The sequence below is a fragment of the Hydrogenibacillus sp. N12 genome (genome assembly GCF_019645935.1).
Lineage (GTDB): Bacteria > Bacillota > Bacilli > Thermicanales > DSM-22653 > Hydrogenibacillus > Hydrogenibacillus schlegelii.
The window spans coordinates 1047278-1062347 of sequence record NZ_CP080953.1 but is presented as its reverse complement, the minus strand read 5'-3'; the positions used below and the strand labels follow the sequence as shown (position 1 = coordinate 1062347).

Genomic DNA, 15070 nt, shown 5'->3' with positions numbered 1-15070 from the left:
TCTTTTCGTTTGATCATCGGCGCGACCGCCCGCTCCGGCGAGCCGATCTTACGCCCCGTCCGCCGGACCGGCGTTCGACCGCGCCGCCCCCTCCCCTGAGGCGGCCGCGATCCCTTCCGGATGGCGGGACTGAAACCGCCACGCATCCCGGCACATCGCCGCCAGGTCCCGCCGCGCCCGCCACCCGAGCACCCGCTCCGCCTTTGACGGGTCGGCCAGGCTCACCGCCACGTCCCCCGGCCGGCGGGGGGCGAAGACGTACGGCACCGGACGGCCGCTCGCCGCCTCGAACGCCCGGACGACCTCCAGCACGCTGGCCCCCCGGCCGGTGCCGAGATTGAACACCTCATACCCGCGGTGCGCTTCGGCGTACTCGAGGGCCCGGACGTGGCCTTCGGCGAGGTCCATCACGTGGATGTAGTCCCGGATGCCGGTGCCGTCCGGCGTCGGATAGTCGTTCCCGAAGATGAAAAGCTTCTCCCGCCGGCCGGCCGCCACCTGCGCCACGACCGGCATCAGGTTGTTCGGCACGCCCCGCGGGTCTTCGCCGATCAGGCCGCTTTCGTGGGCGCCGACCGGGTTAAAGTACCGGAGCGCCACAAACGAAAGCAACGGATCGGCGGCGGCGGCATCTTCCAGCATCTGTTCGATCATCCGCTTCGTCCACCCGTACGGGTTCGTCGGCGCCGTCGGCGCCGTCTCGGCAAACGGCGGCGGGCTCGCCTCGCCGTAGACGGTCGCCGACGACGAAAAGACGAGCGTCCGGACGCCGGCCGCCTGCATCGCCGAAAGCAGGTGGAGCGTCCCGATCAGGTTGACGCGGTAATAAAGAAGCGGCTTTTCCACCGACTCCCCGACCGCCTTCAGGCCCGCCAGGTGGATGACGCCGTCCAGCCCGCCCCGATCCGCCTCCGCCTGAAAGACCGCCGCCGTCGCCGCCGGATCGGTGAGGTCCGCCCGATGGACCGCCACCGGTCGGCCGACGATCGCCTCGATCCGCCGGACGACCGCGGGATGCGCGTTTGAAAAATTATCGACGATGACCGCCTCGTGACCCGCCTCAAACAGGGCCACCGCCACGTGGGCGCCGATGTAGCCGGCGCCGCCGGTGAGAAGGACTCGCACGCCGAAGCCCTCCGTTTCTTTTTTTTTCGTCCTCGCGGCTCATTCTTGCCCGCCCTCGCGGCCGGCCGATCCCTTCGAAGCACCCTTTCCTCCAGCGGCACATAAGCTGTGCCCAGAGGTGAAGCGGGATGGCCGAACATCCGCCGATGATCGCCCTCGACGGCGTCGACCTCATCTACGTCACCGACCGCGGTGCGCAGATGGCGCTGAAAGACGTCTCCCTCCGGGTCGCTTCGGAGGAATTCGTCACCCTCGTCGGCCGGAGCGGAAGCGGCAAAAGCACGATCCTCTCCCTCATCGCCGGCCTCCTTGAGCCGACCCGGGGGACGGTGCGCCTCGCCGGAGCGGCCGTCCGGGGCCCGTCGCCCCGGGTCGGGTACATGCTGCAGCAAGACACCCTCCTCCCGTGGCGGACGATCCTCGGCAACGTCCTCTACGGCATTGAGCTGAGGCGGCGGGTGACGCCCGAAGACGTCGAACGGGCCCGGGCCCTCCTGGAAGAAGTCGGCCTCGCCGGCGTAGAAAAAAAACGTCCGCACGAACTTTCCGGCGGCCAGCGGCAGCGGGTCGCCCTCGTCCGGACGCTCATGACCGGCGCCGACGTGCTTCTCCTCGACGAGCCGTTTTCCGCCCTCGACTACACGACCCGGCTCAAGCTCCAGAACCTCATCCTCGCCGTCATGCGCCGCTACCGGAAAACCGTCCTCCTCGTCACCCACGACATCGCCGAGGCGATCGCCCTCTCGGATCGCATCTACGTCCTCGGCGACCGCCCCGGCCGCATCCGGGCCCACTTCCCCGTCCCGGACGACCTCGCTCGGAAGATGCCCCTCGAACGGCGACGCCATCCGGCCTTTCAGGCCACCTTCCAGTCCGTCTGGCAGGCCCTCGACGCGGAGGAGGGAGACGCATGAGCCGCGACGAGCGGGAACGGTTGGAAGCCTACCGGCGGAAGAAGCGGCGGGAGCGCCTCTGGATCGGAACGACGCAGGTCGCCCTTCTCCTCGCCTTCCTGCTCGGCTGGGAAGTCCTCTCCCGGGCCAAAATCCTCGATCCGCTCCTCTTTAGCCGGCCGTCCCTGATCGCCGAGACGATCGCCCGCCTCGCCGCCGAAGGCGAGCTCGGCACCCACATCGCCGTCACCGTCCTCGAGACGATCGCCGGCTTTCTCGCCGGCACCGCCGCCGGCGTTCTCCTCGCCGCCCTGCTCTGGTTTTCGCCCTTTTGGGCCCGGGTGCTCGATCCGTACCTCGTCGTCTTAAACAGCATGCCGAAGGTCGCCCTCGGGCCCCTCTTCATCGTCGCCTTCGGGAGCGGCATGACGGCGATCTTCATGATGGCCCTCGCCGTGAGCGTCATCGTCACCACCCTCGTCGTCTACGGGAGCTTCCAGGCGACCGACCCGAACTACCTCAAACTCGCCCGCTCCTTCGGCGCGAATCGCCGCCAGCTCTTTACGACGGTCGTCTTTCCTTACGCCCGGCCGGCGATCCTCTCCGCCCTCAAGGTGAACGTCGGCTTGTCGTGGATCGGCGTCATCGTCGGCGAATTCCTCGCCGCCAAGGCCGGCCTCGGCGCGCTCATCATCTACGGCTTCCAGCTCTTTAACTTTCACTACGTCCTCACCGCCGTGGTCCTCATCGCCCTCCTCTCTGCCGTCATGGCGGCGGCGGTCGATCGCCTCGTCCGCCGCTTCGAGCGCTGACCGCCGCCAGCGGATCGCCGAGGTCTGCCGGGTCCCGTTCGAGCGCCCGGAGCGCATCGGCGACGAACGACAGCGTCCCGAAGAGAAGAAGCGCCCCGTCGTCCGGCGTCGCCCGAAGCGCCGCGGCGATCGCCGCCATCGGATCGGCAAAGAAACGGTCGACCGCCGCCCGGGCCTTAGACGGCCAGGCGGAAGGCGGCGCGAGGTGCGGGTTCGTCGGCGGCGCATACCAGAGCGCATCGACGTGGGGACGGAGCGCCGAAAGCAGGCCCGGGTCTTTTCCCGCTGCCAGGCCGACGACGGCGTGCGTCCGCCGCGGCCGGGCGAGGCGCACGAGTTCGAGCGCCGGATCGAGCGCCGACCGGTGAATCGCCGCGTCGAGAAGGACGAGGGGCCGCTCGAGAAGCCGCTCGAGCCGCCCCGGCCACCGGACGCTTGCCGCCGCCCGCTCGATCGCCGCCGGAGAAAGCGGACCCCGGCCGAGCGACCGGAGGACGGCGTCGGCGACGGCGACGGCGAGGGCGAAATTGTCCGCCTGGTGCCGGCCGAGGAGGGCCAGCGACGCCCGATATGCCGTGCGGCCGACAAACCCCGCCATCCGCGTCCCCCGAAGGTCCGCCTCGCACGCCGTCACGCCGAACGCTTCGCCGAAGGTCGCCCAGCGGACCGACGGTCCTCCCGCTTCCCCCCGTCGGCGGACGTCCTGAAGCAGCCGGAAGACGTCCGGCCGCTGGCGGCCGACGAAAACGGCTTCCGTCCGGGAGCCGACGGCGCCGGCCTTGTGCCAGACGATGTCCGCCAGGGTCGGCCCGAGCTCGGCGACGTGTTCCTCGAAGATCGGCGTGATCACCGCCCATCGGGCGCCGAGGGCCCTCGTGTCGTCGAAGCGGGCGCCGCGGCCCGCCTCCGCCACGACCACGTCGGCGCCCTTTTCCCGAAAATAAAGATAGCCGACGGCCTGCCAGAGAGCGATCGGGCCGATGTACTCCCCCTTGGCCGGATCGACCGGAATCCCTCGGGCGACGGGCTCGACGACGGCGGAGAAGCGGAGAAAATCGCCGTCGTCGATCGGCCGGCCGTTCAGGCGGATCCGCTCGTGAAACGACCGGAGCGGAGGCCCGGTGAGGAGCCCCACCGAAAGGCCCGCCGCCCGAAGCAAAAACGCAAGGCTCGCCGCCGTCGAACCTTTTCCCTTGCTCCCGGCGACGACGACCGTCGGAAGCGCCTCGTGGGGCGAACCGATCGCCCGAAGGACCGCGGCGGCAAGATCCGGCCGCCGGACCTCCCGGTCCGGCCGCCCGGCGTTCACCGGCCGGGCGGCAAGATACGACGCGTAAATCCAGTCGTCCAGGGCCAGAAACCCCACCCCTTCCAACCGTCTGCCTGATTCTCCGACCGCGGCGGCCCCACGATCGGCGGCTCGGCGGTTCAGCGGCCGCTTTTGATTCGCGGATTCCAAACGGCCCGCGATCGGTCGGGCGCCGCGGTCTCGAGGACCGCGAGACCATGACCGGAGACGACAACGGCCGCTCCCGCCGGCCGCGCCGGGCCCGACCGCCGTCCGCTTCACCGGACCCGGAGGCGTTCGACGAGCCGGCGGAACACGCCCGGATCGACCGACGCCTCGTCCGCCGGATTCCCCGCAGGCGCCCCTCCCGGCGGAACGGCTCGGAACGCCGCCAGCCGGACGACCGCCGCCGGCGGCAGGCCGAGGCGCACCCGCTCTTCCGGACGGAGGACCACCCACCGCTCCGCGGCGGCGACGTCCCGAAGCCCGACGCCCCGAAGCCGGTACTCGAGCGACCACCCCGGGCGGCCGGCGACCGCCGTCGGCCGCAGCGAGACGGCGTAGGCCCCCGGCGACGCCTCCATGGCCGCCTCCAGACGCCCCTGAAGATCGTCCGTCACGAGGAGCTGGAAGAGCCAGCGAACGCCGCCGTCCGCGGCGGAAGGCGCAGGACCCGACGGCGCCCAGAAGGCCGCCGTTCCGCGCACCTCCCCTTCCGGCGCCGTCCAGGCGTCGAGGGGACGCCAGTCTGCCGGAACGTCCAGCCAGAGCGCCGCCTTTTCCGACGCGTACAGCCGCAAGGAGACGGTCCGTTCCGCACCTTCGGGCCCCGAAAAGGCAGGCTCCGGCACGAAAGACGCCAAAGCGGGAGACTTCGGCGCCAAAGCGGCCTCATCCGGCGCCGCGATGATCTTCCCCGGCGGCAAGGCGGCCATTCCCTCGGCCATCGGGGGCGAAAGAACGCCTGCCACCGCCCCGAACAGCACCGCCAAGAACAGCGCCCCGGCGCTCGACCCCTTTGCGCCCCGACCCTCGGCCCAGACGGGCCTCCTGCTCCGGAAAGGCCGGCCGCTCGGAAAGCCCGGCCCGCCCCGAAAGAGCCCGAAGCTCGGAAAACCTCCCCGGCTCCGGAAAGCCCGCCCGATCCGGCAACGCTTAAATGCCCTCGTCCGAAAGCTCAAAGGCCATCTCTCCGATCCACACCTCGTCCCCGTCCACGGCCCCGGCCGCCCGGAGCGCCTCCTCCACGCCCATCTTTTTTAAGAGACGGGCAAACCGCCGCACCGCCTCGTCCTGGTCGAAATTGTAACGCGCCATGATCCGCCTGAGGCGCTCGCTTTCGACGATGAAAATCTCGCCCTCTTTGCGAATCGTAAACGGAGGCCCGTCCTCCTTTGCCGGCCGGCGCCCCCGAAGCCGGTGGACGGCCGCGCTTCGATCCGCATGCTGGGCGGCCTCCTGCGCCGCCTTTTCCTCGGCCCAAAGCTCGGAAAGCCGCGCCCAGACCGCCTCGAGGAGCGCCGGCACGCCCGCTCCCGTCGCCGCCGAGATCGGGTAGACCGGCACGTCGGGCCCGAGCTTTTCCCGGAAGGCCGAAAGGCGCTCGGCCGCCTGCGGCAGGTCCATCTTGTTCGCCACGACGATCTCCGGCCGCTCGGCGAGGCGGGGGTCGTAGCGCCGGAGTTCCTCCCGGATGCTTCGGTAATCGTCGTACGGATCCCGCCCCTCGACGGCCGCGACGTCGACGACGTGCAGGATGAGCCGCGTCCGCTCCACGTGCCGCAAAAACCGGTGCCCGAGCCCGCTTCCCGCATGGGCCCCTTCGATGAGCCCCGGCAGGTCGGCCAAGACGAAACTCCGCCCCTCCCCGAGGTCGACGACGCCGAGGTTCGGCGACAGCGTCGTAAACGGGTAATCGGCGATCTTCGGCCGGGCCCGGGAGACACGGCTTAAGAGCGTTGACTTGCCGACGTTCGGATAGCCGACGAGCCCGACGTCGGCCAGGACGGCGAGCTCCAGGCGCACCCAGCGGGCCTCGCCCGGTTCCCCTTTTTCCGCAAAGCGCGGCGCCGTGTGGGTCGGCGTGGCAAAACGGGCGTTCCCCCGACCGCCCCGACCGCCCCGGGCGACGACAAACCGCGCCCCGGGCTCCACGAGATCGGCGAGGAGCTCCCCCGTCGCGTCGTCGTACACCCGCGTCCCCGGCGGCACCGGGACGACGAGAGCGTCCGCCGAACGGCCATGCTGGTTTTTCCCGCGGCCGTTTTCGCCCCGGGGCGCTTTAAAATGCGTCTGATAGCGAAAATCGACGAGCGTCCGTAGGCCTTCGTCGACGACGAAGACGACGTCGCCCCCCTTCCCGCCGTCGCCCCCCGCCGGCCCGCCGTAGGGGACGTATTTTTCCCGGCGAAATGCGACGGCGCCGTCCCCTCCGTCGCCGCCTTTGACGAACACCTTGGCCTCATCGACGAACATCGCCTTTCCCTCCGATCAACCACACGCCGGAGCCGACGATGACGGGTCCGCTGGGAGCCGCGGGCGCTCCGGCCGGAAAGACGACGCCGGTCTCGCCCGGGACGCCGACCGCCCAGCCGCCGAGCGGCGGGGCACCGTACAAATCTTCGGCCGCCGTTCCCCGAGAAAATTCCAAAAAGACTTCCCGCACCTCCCCCTCCGTCGCCGCCTCCGGGCGAAAGGACGGCAAAAGCGCCGCCAGCGCTTCCCGCATCTGCTTCGGGAAGCCACGCACCCAGCCGACCAGCGGCGGTAGCTCGGACATCCGCTCAAAGGCGGCGTACCCAAAATGTCCGATCGCTCCCCGCCGATCGATCGCCAGCACGATGAGGAGGGGAAAACGGTTCGGTCCTGCCGCCTCGGCCGCCTCCCGGGTCAAACGGCGCAGTGTATCCCATCCCGCGAAGACGGCCGCCCGGACCGACGGTTCAAACCCGGCCGGCAGGCGCGCCCCTTCCGGCACAGCGTACCCGAAGACCACCCATCCGTCGGCCCCGGCCATGAGGCAGCGGTAGGCCAGAATCGGATCGCCGAGGTGGATGAGCCGCTGCTCCCGGCGCAGTTCTTCGGCCATCGCGTGAAGCCGCCGGCCGAGGCGCGCCGTCTCCCCGAGGGCCAGATCGCCGTACAAAAGCTGAAGCCGATTGAGCGTCCAGTGACGCCGGAGGCTGAGAAGGGTGAGCGCCGCCTGCGCCCGAAGCGCTTCCTCGCCCGCCTCCACCCCATCCCCCTCGGCCCGACGGTGCTCTTCCATGGCCATCGTCTCCCCGCCCGATGTGGCGTCATCGTCGCCCTGCCACCGAGGCTCATGCAAAATATTCTTCTTCCATCCGGAACGTTCGCCCGTCCGGCGGCCGCCGGGCGCGATCCGGCGCCGGCGCCCGTTCATAGGCTACCATGAGCCGCCGCCCGCCATGCGCCGGATGCTCGAACGTGAAAGCTCATCCTGCGTCAACGAAAGGAGCCGGATCGATGGTCGTCCCGCTGATCGCCTATGTGCCCATCGTCCACCCCGACGCCGCCCGGGCCCTTCTTCCGGTCGCCGGCCACCCGCCCGCCGGAAACGCCGGCGAGGAGCGGGGAGAGCGGTCCGGCGAGACCGCGGCCGACGCCTTCGCCGGGTTTTCCGGATTGCCGGCTTCCGCGCCCGGAACCGCCGGCACGCCCGGCGGACCGCCTCCTGGACCGGAGGACATCCGGCGGCTCAACCCGACGCTTCCGCTCATCCTCTACCCGATCCTCGTCTTCGGAATGCTCCCGTGGATGCATGTCCCGAACGCGCCGTCGGTGCCGCCGTATCCGGCTCCGTACGCCCCGCCGCCGGCGACGAAAAGTCTCTGGCCGTGGTGACCGACGCTCCGATGCTTCCGAAACGGCCGGCGGATTCCCGTCCTCAACGGCCTTTCGGAGGAGTGGCCCTGTGAAGACAAGGCAAAACGACCGCCCGTGGGCGGTCGTTTTGCCTTGTCGATCCCCAGGCTTCATCGACCGGCAATGTCCGGCCGGTCACCCGGCCGGCCGTCGGCTTCGCCCGAGCGGAAGGCGAAAGTGCGGCCTCTCCGGATCGCGCCGTTCACTGGACCGTCGCGGCCCGCTCCGCTTCCACCGCTTCCCGCGGATAGACGCTGACCCGCGTCCGGTCGCGGCCTTCCCGCTCGAAACGGACGATGCCGTCAATGAGCGCAAAGAGCGTATCGTCCTTCCCTCGGCCGACGTTTTTCCCCGGGCGGATCTTCGTCCCCCGCTGCCGGACGAGGATGTTCCCCGCGAGGACGAACTGCCCGTCGCTCCGCTTGACCCCGAGCCGCTTGGCGATCGAGTCGCGGCCGTTTTTCGTGCTGCCGACGCCCTTTTTCTGGGCGAAGAACTGAAGATCCATGCCGTAGCAAAACCGCATCGGGCGTCCCTCCCTCGTGAACTTTAAGGCGTCGCTTCGGCTTCCTTATCTGCGTTCCCTGATCCGCTCGTCCGGTCATCCCGAGCTTATTCCCGAGTCCCGTCTTTCCTCCGATGCCCTTCTCCGATCGACCCGGTCGACGACCCCGCCGCCCTCTTCCTCCGGCGCCTCCGGGTCGTCGACCGCGACATGGCCCGGATAGGAGGCGGCCAGCGCCTTGAGCGCGACGAGCATCCCTTCGAGAAGGAGCCGCGCATCGCGAAGGCGCTCCGACGGGACCCCTTCGCCGGGCGCCGGGAGGTGAAAGTGGAGGGAGCCGCTTTTCCCCATCCCCTTGACCGGATCGAGACCGGTCAAGCGGACGACGGCGTTCGCGGCGCCGAAGGTGATCGCCGATACGCCGGCGCAGACGATGTCTTCCCCCGGATCGGCATACCCGGCGTGCCCCTCGACGGCGATTTTCACTGGCACCCCGTCCCGGCGCCGGACGCGCACTTCAATCATCGCCGAACCACCCTTACCGACTTCGCTCGACGGCCACCTGACCGGCGTTCCCGCAATCGCCCCGACGCGGCATGGAGCGTTCCGTAGGCCGGCCCGCCGGATCCCCCACTCACCGGATCACCGGATCGAAGCGCCGACCGGCGTTACGCCTCAATCGCCTCGATGCGCACCCGGGTGTACGGCTGGCGGTGGCCCTGCTTTTTGTGGTAATTCTTCTTCGGCTTATACTTAAAAACGATGATCTTCTTGCCGCGGCCCTGCTTTTCCACCTTGGCCGTGACGCGGGCGCCGCCGATGTACGGAGCGCCGATCATCACCTCGCCGTCTTTTTCCACGAAGAGCACCTTGTCGAAAACGACCGTCTCGCCGACTTCTGCCGGAAGCTTTTCCACAAAGAGCACCGTTCCCTGCTCGACGCGGTACTGCTTCCCGCCGGTCTCGATGATCGCGTACACCGTCCCACTCCCCTTCGTCTTCGCCAGGACGCGCCGCAGGCGGTGCATCGCCCGTGCGATGCTTGGAGGCCGGACGCTTTCCGGCCGACCGGCCGCGGGCGGTTGACGACGGTTGTGAACAGCACGAGGCTATCACATTTATTCACAGAAGTCAATGGGGCTGTCGTGCGCGATATGGATCAAGCAGTTCTCGGAGGCCCGGTCACCTTAAGGGACAAGGATGACCTCATGAGACGCCTTTCAACACCGCCGGAAACTCGCCCGTTTCCGGAAAACCCGATCGCGCTTTACCTTCCCCCATGGATCGGGGAGAAGCATCCTCCCCGAAAAGCACGATCGCAATCTGAGGGAGGGGTGGCGATGGCGCAGGCCCGCCTCGAATTTCGCGGGATAACATTGGACACGCATCGCGAATATCTGGCCGAACTCGGATTTAGGCCTTGTCCGGCTTCTTCCGACAGCCCTTTCGAACGATACTGCCGCGATGACGGCGCTCGCATCATCGTCCGCGAGACCCGCATGCTTAAGCTGACCGCCGAGTGGTCGATCGATGTCGTCGTTCTCGACTTTGAAGCGCCGGATGCCGAACGTTTGGACGCCGTGCTCAGCGCCTATCGCGTAAAGACCATGCGCGCCGGGGGGTAGCCGAAACGGCTCACGTCCGCCAAGCGCTTCAACAAGCGATTCAAAGCATCAGCGTCACAGGCATAAGGACGGCAGGCGGCGCATATGCTCCCCCACACGCGTGGGGGATGGCGCTCGACGCCATCGCCGCGGTCGTCCTGAGCGGGGCTTCCCCACACGCGTGGGGAATGGCGATGAACACGGTTTGAACCGAAAATCATCAAGCAGTACCAGACCAATACCGCCGGCATTGAAGACCAGATCATCGCCCTGTACGCCCGAGGCGTCAACATACGGGATAGCCAGTCCCCCTGCAACGACCGTTTTTGCCTCTACGGCCCGGCGGTCTCTCCGGCCCTCATCTCCAACGGGACGAACAAACTCCTGCCGGCGATCAGGAAGCGGCAAAACCGGCCGTTACAGCCCGTGTACGTCGTGATGTTTCTCGATGCCTTCCACTCCCAAGTCAAACAGGACGGCCACATCGAATGCGGCTGAGCTAAAAAATATCAACATGTTTAAACACGCCTTTAAACACCAGTCGGTGAATCGACCAAAGGGCTGCCCCGATCGCCAAACTCATCCAAGCCGGAATGGGAAGCATGGGCACTGCATCTTTGAAGATAAAATGCCAGATAAGGAAACCGCCCACGCTGATCACCGGAAGCAGCAAAAACCACCCGATTTTCGCTCCCATCCCTTTAAACGTGGATTTCCGCATGAAAAACATCATGCCTTCGATCCAAAGCGGCCCCAAGGCGGCCATGACGAACCAATCCGCCTTGAATCCTTCCGGAACGGGCACGCCATAAAAATGGTTCAACAACGGATACACCGTCAAACGAAACAAGGCATCCGAGAGAAATCCCACATACAGCACGGTGCTGAAAATGAACGCAAAACGGGGAAAATGAAAGAGCCTTTGCCTGCCCAACGTCTGAATCACTTCTTTACAATAACTTTCCGGGTCGTCGCCGAACACATCTTGTGCCGTGCGTCCTTCCCGCTGGGCGATCAACAAATGATCCAGCATCTCCAGCAATAGCTCCTCCACTTTCCGTTGTTCGACGGGACTCATCCGCAAGTACACCAGCATCTCTTCATAGTACTTGCGGTTTTCCTCGTTCAACTGCAGGCGCCGTTCATTGTTCAGTGCCGCCATGTCTTCCACCGTCATGCGTCGGGTTTCTTGATTCATCGTCCATCCTCTCCTAGCTGCAAAATGCGATCGACGGCCGTCTTCAGCTCCGTCCACTCACGGCGAAACCCATCCAACGCCCGATGCCCTTCTTCCGTCAAACGGTAATACTTCCTCGGCGGGCCGTTGGGCGATTCTTTCAGCTTTCCGACGATCAGATTTTCTTTTTGCAGCCGCAAAAGTACCGGGTAGATGCTGCCCTCGCTGACAAAGTTCAGCCCATATTCGGACAACCGGGCGCTCAATTCATACCCGTATATCTCTTCCTGCCGCATCACCGCCAAAACGCACCCTTCCAACACACCCTTCAACAACTGGCTTTTGCTTTTCGACGCCACGTTCGTTCACCACGCAATCTCCTTCTTCCTCCAGTAAATTGCATTACAAGGTCGGTGAGCCAAAAATTTGCTACCTTGTTACGTAAGGTAGCAGCTTGATTATACGTTCATCGATGGCATCCGTCAAGTGTACTCTGGCTCGAGCTTTTTTCGCTGTGCCTGTATCTCGGTCTGACCTGCATCAGGCCATCTTCAGTTTTGGGGGATTCCACGATTCTTTCTTTAAACAAGATTGGTTTTCATGCATATATTCCCCGTGTTTTTAATAAAAAAGACAATACTCCACCTCCCTTTTTCCAATCCACGGAAAAAAGGTAAACAAATCTATCCTTCTTTTCCTTCACTACGCTACCTGCACAAAACTCCTCAATTTCCCCGACCATCCCTCGCGCAGACGTCCAAGCGCCATCCCCAGCATGACCACCAGCGCAAACCCCACCCGCACGCGCATCTTCTTCAGCCCTCGGATGGTGTGCGTCTCAAAGCCGTACATCGTATCCAGACGGGAAAACACGCGCTCCACCGCCGTGCGTTTGCGGTACTCTCGCACCCATCTCGCGCTCCCGCGCGCAATCGGCGGAAACAAACGCCGATCCACGTCCATCCGAATGCGCCATCCTCTCGCCACGGGGCACCGGGCCACTCCGGCACAGGAGAGGCCGTAGGCCCTGGCCGGACACCGCTTTTTCAGCGTTCCGCGCTTCTCTTCAAAGCCTCCTTCGGCCATGGTCCGCATGGTCCCCGTTTCCGGACACACGCAGAACACGCGGCCTTTGTTGTCATACACCACGTTTGTTTGCCCCTCAAAAAGCCGCGTTGCCTCACCGTCCCGCCAGCTTGCCCGAATGTCGATCACCGGTCGGATGCGGTGTTCGTCCCACAGGCGCATGATAAGTTTTGAGTCGTCATAGCCTTTGTCCGCCACAAGCACTTCGGCACGCGTGAGCACTTCTGGACGTTTTGCTTGCAGCTTGTCCAAAAGGGCATGGGCTGTGGCGACATCGGCTTTTGAGGCGGGGGTCACGGTGTAGACCACCGGCAGTTCATGAGTGCTGTCGACGATGAGATGCAGCTTGTATCCAAACCACCGGAGCTTTGTCGCGTTTCCCTCGCGGTCGTGCACCGTCTTAAACCCATAATCCGCATCTCTGTCTCGCCGCTGTCAATAGCGGATTAAAACTCCCCAAAAAAATCGCGTTCGATTCCCCACAAACAGCGGATTCAGTTCCCCAAAATCATCGCGCATCATTCCCCAGACGTATGTTCGATCTACGCGGTCACCTCCTCCTTCAGCGCATGGGTCACCCCGGCGCGCAGCTTGTCCTTCATCCGGTAGCTGTTGCCGCGGATGTTGATGGTGGTGGCGTGGTGCAGGAGCCGGTCGAGCAAGGCAGAGGCCAGCACCTGGTCACCGAAGAGTGTCCCCCAGTTGGTGAAGCTGGTGTTGGACGTGATGATCAGGGAGCCATGCTCGTAGCGCTCCGACACGAGCCGGAAGAAGTTCGCGGCGTCCAAGGCGTCAAGCGGCAAGTAGCCGACTTCGTCGCAGATCAGCAGCTTCGGCTGGGTGTAGATGCGCAGGCGCTTGTCCAGCCGTCCCTCTTGGTACGCCCGTCGCAAGTCAGCGACCAGCTTCTGCATGGTCACGAAGTAGACGCTCATGCGCTGTCGAATCGCCTCCATCCCCAGGGCCACCGCAAGGTGGGTCTTGCCCACCCCCGGCGGTCCCAGGAAGATGACGTTGCTGCCCTCCCGGATGAACGTCAAGCCGGCCAGTTCGCGTATTTGTCGCTCATCGACGGACGGCTGGAACGAGAAATCGAAATCTGCAAGGGTCTTGTGATACGGGAAGTTGGCCATGCGGAGTCTGGCGTGCATGTAACGGCTGTATCGCTCCTCCTGCTCAGCATCCAGCAGTCTGTGCAGGAACTCCGCATAGGTCGCCTGGTGCCCCGCTGCCCACTCCACGCACGCCGGCAGCACCGCCGCGGCGCGCTTCAATCCCAGCTCCAGCAGCTGCTCCTCGGCCTTGGCCAAAACCAACGCCTCACTCATTGCCCCTGACCTCCCATCGCGATCTGCTCATAGACGGACAGCTCCCGCTGCTCCACGTCCGGCCCGATTTGCAACCCTGGCACCTTGCCTCGATCCGGATGAGGCGTCCCAGCCGGGATGCCCTTGAAGTGCTCAGGGTCGGTTGAGACCTGGTGCCTGCCTGTGAGCACGCGGTGTTCGGCAATGACCTGCCCGCCGTACTCGATCTGCAGGCGGCCTGACTCAAACTCCCGGACCAGCACGGTGTGCCCCACATACCGCCATGGAACGGTGTACATGTTCGTGTTCCAGGAGATGCGACAATCGCTCATGACCTTGCGCATATCGGCGTACGCCAGCGTGTACCGGCTCTTAGGCAGGGGCTTAAGCGTCTCGGCCTGAAACCGCACCACCGGCTGCTCCCGCGTCGTGCCGTGGATGCGCACATTAGCCACCGTATCCCGCCAGATGGCACCTTGCCGGTTCAGGTCGTCATGGTCCACGAACGAAACCGGCCAGAAGCTGGACCGGATATACCCGATGGGCCGTTCAATCTTCCCTTTGGTGCGACTTCGGTAGGGCTTACAGGCCTTGGGCACGAATCCGTAGTACTTGGCGAAGTCCATGTACGCCGGCTGCCAGTCGACGTGTCCATGACCGTCGTTGGCCACGACCAGCGGGGAGCAGTTGTCGCTGAGCATGACCTTTGGAACCCCGCCGAAGAACTCCAGCGCGTTCCGGAGCGCCTGGAGGATATGCCGTTGGTCCGCCGCTCTGATAAACTCCAGGTAGAGCATGCGGGAGTAGGCGAGGACCATGGCAAAGCACCATACCTTGCGCCGATGGCCCTGCGGATCCAGGTAGGGGAATGCGCCCAGGTCGATTTGCGCTTGTTCCCCCGGAGCCGTCTCAAACCGCACGGTTGCCTTGGCAGAGACAACCGGGCGGAGAGGGTGCATGAACTCGCGCAGTACGGTAATTCCGCCGGTATATCCCTGCTCCCGGATCTCGCGAAAGATTCGCTCCGCATTGAGGACGCCGATACGCATGCGCTGCTCCACATAGGCCTTGTACGGCTCCAGCTTGTGGCCTTTCACCCTACGGCTGCGCGACTTCACCCTCCCCTCCTCCTGCTGCCTCGGCTCACTCACAGCCTTGCGGATGGTTTTGCGGTCATGGCCGTATCTTCTGGCCAGTTCCGAGATGCTGACGCCCTCCTCATACAGCTTCCTGATCTCCATCTTCTCACTCTCCCTCATCACCGGCACCTCCCCAAAAGTGATGGCAGGTGCCATAGTTCGACACAGGGGTGGGGAATTCATCCCGATGATTTTGAGGAAATCATGCCGGTGATTTTGGGGAATCTTTATCCGCTGCTATTGGGGATT

General features: G+C 65.3%; 17 protein-coding genes and 1 pseudogene. 5 read left to right on the top strand and 13 right to left on the bottom strand.

Annotated features, from left to right (window positions below; all coding sequences use genetic code 11):
- Positions 1–48: 48 nt before the first annotated feature.
- Entirely contained in the window at positions 49–1125 is a 1077-nt protein-coding gene (galE, locus tag K2M58_RS04950) for a UDP-glucose 4-epimerase GalE (RefSeq protein WP_220678524.1), read from the bottom strand.
- Between the two features lie 128 nt (positions 1126–1253).
- On the opposite strand from galE, the gene K2M58_RS04945 reads away from it, so the two are divergent.
- Together K2M58_RS04945 and K2M58_RS04940 are read left to right on the top strand one after the other, a co-directional pair.
- On the top strand, positions 1254–2039 hold the full coding sequence (locus K2M58_RS04945) for an ABC transporter ATP-binding protein (protein ID WP_220678523.1): 786 nt from the start codon (positions 1254–1256) through the stop codon (positions 2037–2039).
- Positions 2036–2830: an ABC transporter permease gene (locus K2M58_RS04940; RefSeq protein WP_220678522.1), complete on the top strand. Its 795-nt coding sequence runs from the start codon at positions 2036–2038 to the stop codon at positions 2828–2830. The genes K2M58_RS04945 and K2M58_RS04940 overlap by 4 nt, the downstream gene beginning before the upstream one ends.
- Here K2M58_RS04940 and K2M58_RS04935 read toward each other — a convergent pair.
- The 4 genes from K2M58_RS04935 to K2M58_RS04920 all read right to left on the bottom strand — a co-directional run bounded on the left by K2M58_RS04935 (position 2784) and on the right by K2M58_RS04920 (position 7446).
- A complete protein-coding gene (locus K2M58_RS04935; RefSeq protein WP_252393596.1) occupies positions 2784–4196 on the bottom strand; it encodes a bifunctional folylpolyglutamate synthase/dihydrofolate synthase in 1413 nt (470 codons plus the stop codon). The two genes, K2M58_RS04940 and K2M58_RS04935, sit on opposite strands and share 47 nt — an antisense overlap.
- A gap of 200 nt (positions 4197–4396) precedes the next feature.
- Positions 4397–5110 (bottom strand): hypothetical protein, encoded by a 714-nt coding sequence (locus K2M58_RS04930; protein ID WP_220678520.1) that lies wholly within the window; start codon positions 5108–5110, stop codon positions 4397–4399.
- Positions 5111–5273: 163 nt separating this feature from the next.
- Positions 5274–6593: a GTPase ObgE gene (gene obgE / locus K2M58_RS04925; protein WP_220678519.1), complete on the bottom strand. Its 1320-nt coding sequence runs from the start codon at positions 6591–6593 to the stop codon at positions 5274–5276.
- Positions 6580–7446 (bottom strand): hypothetical protein, encoded by an 867-nt coding sequence (locus K2M58_RS04920; protein ID WP_220678518.1) that lies wholly within the window; start codon positions 7444–7446, stop codon positions 6580–6582. Before K2M58_RS04920 ends, obgE begins: the two co-directional genes overlap by 14 nt.
- Before the next feature lie 158 nt (positions 7447–7604).
- On the opposite strand from K2M58_RS04920, the gene K2M58_RS04915 reads away from it, so the two are divergent.
- Positions 7605–7982, top strand: a complete 378-nt coding sequence (locus tag K2M58_RS04915; protein WP_220678517.1) for a hypothetical protein — start codon at positions 7605–7607, stop codon at positions 7980–7982.
- A 223-nt stretch (positions 7983–8205) separates the two neighbouring features.
- On the opposite strand, the gene rpmA is transcribed toward K2M58_RS04915, so the two are convergent.
- The 3 genes from rpmA to rplU all read right to left on the bottom strand — a co-directional run bounded on the left by rpmA (position 8206) and on the right by rplU (position 9488).
- Positions 8206–8511, bottom strand: a complete 306-nt coding sequence (rpmA, locus tag K2M58_RS04910) for a 50S ribosomal protein L27 (protein WP_156423663.1) — start codon at positions 8509–8511, stop codon at positions 8206–8208.
- Between the two features lie 93 nt (positions 8512–8604).
- Positions 8605–9033 (bottom strand): ribosomal-processing cysteine protease Prp, encoded by a 429-nt coding sequence (locus K2M58_RS04905; RefSeq protein ID WP_220678516.1) that lies wholly within the window; start codon positions 9031–9033, stop codon positions 8605–8607.
- A gap of 143 nt (positions 9034–9176) precedes the next feature.
- Complete coding sequence (rplU, locus tag K2M58_RS04900) at positions 9177–9488, bottom strand: 50S ribosomal protein L21 (RefSeq protein ID WP_066198455.1); 312 nt, start codon at positions 9486–9488, stop codon at positions 9177–9179.
- 360 nt (positions 9489–9848) lie between these two features.
- Here rplU and K2M58_RS04895 point away from each other — a divergent pair, with 360 nt between their 5' ends.
- Positions 9849–10133: a MoaD-like domain-containing protein gene (locus K2M58_RS04895; protein ID WP_220678515.1), complete on the top strand. Its 285-nt coding sequence runs from the start codon at positions 9849–9851 to the stop codon at positions 10131–10133.
- 192 nt (positions 10134–10325) lie between these two features.
- A pseudogene (locus K2M58_RS04890) lies at positions 10326–10610 on the top strand (transposase); the annotation flags it as partial.
- A gap of 1 nt (position 10611) precedes the next feature.
- Here K2M58_RS04890 and K2M58_RS04885 read toward each other — a convergent pair.
- From K2M58_RS04885 to istA, 5 genes are all read right to left on the bottom strand, one after another.
- Positions 10612–11310 (bottom strand): hypothetical protein, encoded by a 699-nt coding sequence (locus K2M58_RS04885; RefSeq protein WP_220678514.1) that lies wholly within the window; start codon positions 11308–11310, stop codon positions 10612–10614.
- Positions 11307–11585, bottom strand: a complete 279-nt coding sequence (locus K2M58_RS04880) for a PadR family transcriptional regulator (RefSeq protein WP_066198594.1) — start codon at positions 11583–11585, stop codon at positions 11307–11309. Before K2M58_RS04880 ends, K2M58_RS04885 begins: the two co-directional genes overlap by 4 nt.
- A 406-nt stretch (positions 11586–11991) precedes the next feature.
- On the bottom strand, positions 11992–12771 hold the full coding sequence (locus tag K2M58_RS04875; RefSeq protein WP_220678513.1) for a transposase: 780 nt from the start codon (positions 12769–12771) through the stop codon (positions 11992–11994).
- A 146-nt stretch (positions 12772–12917) separates the two neighbouring features.
- Positions 12918–13703, bottom strand: coding sequence for an IS21-like element helper ATPase IstB (gene istB / locus K2M58_RS04870; protein WP_220676869.1), 786 nt, complete (start codon positions 13701–13703; stop codon positions 12918–12920).
- Positions 13700–14977, bottom strand: a complete 1278-nt coding sequence (gene istA, locus K2M58_RS04865) for an IS21 family transposase (RefSeq protein ID WP_252393391.1) — start codon at positions 14975–14977, stop codon at positions 13700–13702. The genes istB and istA overlap by 4 nt, the downstream gene beginning before the upstream one ends.
- Positions 14978–15070: the final 93 nt, after the last annotated feature.

Bases quoted from the DNA above. Each gene is read 5' to 3' on its own strand.
- K2M58_RS04945 (WP_220678523.1), top strand. From the start codon at position 1,254: ATGGCCGAACATCCGCCGATGATCGCCCTCGACGGCGTCGACCTCATC.
- K2M58_RS04895 (WP_220678515.1), top strand. From the start codon at position 9,849: ATGGCGCAGGCCCGCCTCGAATTTCGCGGGATAACATTGGACACGCAT.
- K2M58_RS04885 (WP_220678514.1), bottom strand. From the start codon at position 11,310: ATGAATCAAGAAACCCGACGCATGACGGTGGAAGACATGGCGGCACTG.
- K2M58_RS04905 (WP_220678516.1), bottom strand. From the start codon at position 9,033: ATGATTGAAGTGCGCGTCCGGCGCCGGGACGGGGTGCCAGTGAAAATC.
- istA (WP_252393391.1), bottom strand. From the start codon at position 14,977: ATGGCACCTGCCATCACTTTTGGGGAGGTGCCGGTGATGAGGGAGAGT.
- K2M58_RS04940 (WP_220678522.1), top strand. From the start codon at position 2,036: ATGAGCCGCGACGAGCGGGAACGGTTGGAAGCCTACCGGCGGAAGAAG.
- obgE (WP_220678519.1), bottom strand. From the start codon at position 6,593: ATGTTCGTCGATGAGGCCAAGGTGTTCGTCAAAGGCGGCGACGGAGGG.
- K2M58_RS04880 (WP_066198594.1), bottom strand. From the start codon at position 11,585: ATGCGGCAGGAAGAGATATACGGGTATGAATTGAGCGCCCGGTTGTCC.
- K2M58_RS04915 (WP_220678517.1), top strand. From the start codon at position 7,605: ATGGTCGTCCCGCTGATCGCCTATGTGCCCATCGTCCACCCCGACGCC.
- istB (WP_220676869.1), bottom strand. From the start codon at position 13,703: ATGAGTGAGGCGTTGGTTTTGGCCAAGGCCGAGGAGCAGCTGCTGGAG.
- rpmA (WP_156423663.1), bottom strand. From the start codon at position 8,511: ATGGATCTTCAGTTCTTCGCCCAGAAAAAGGGCGTCGGCAGCACGAAA.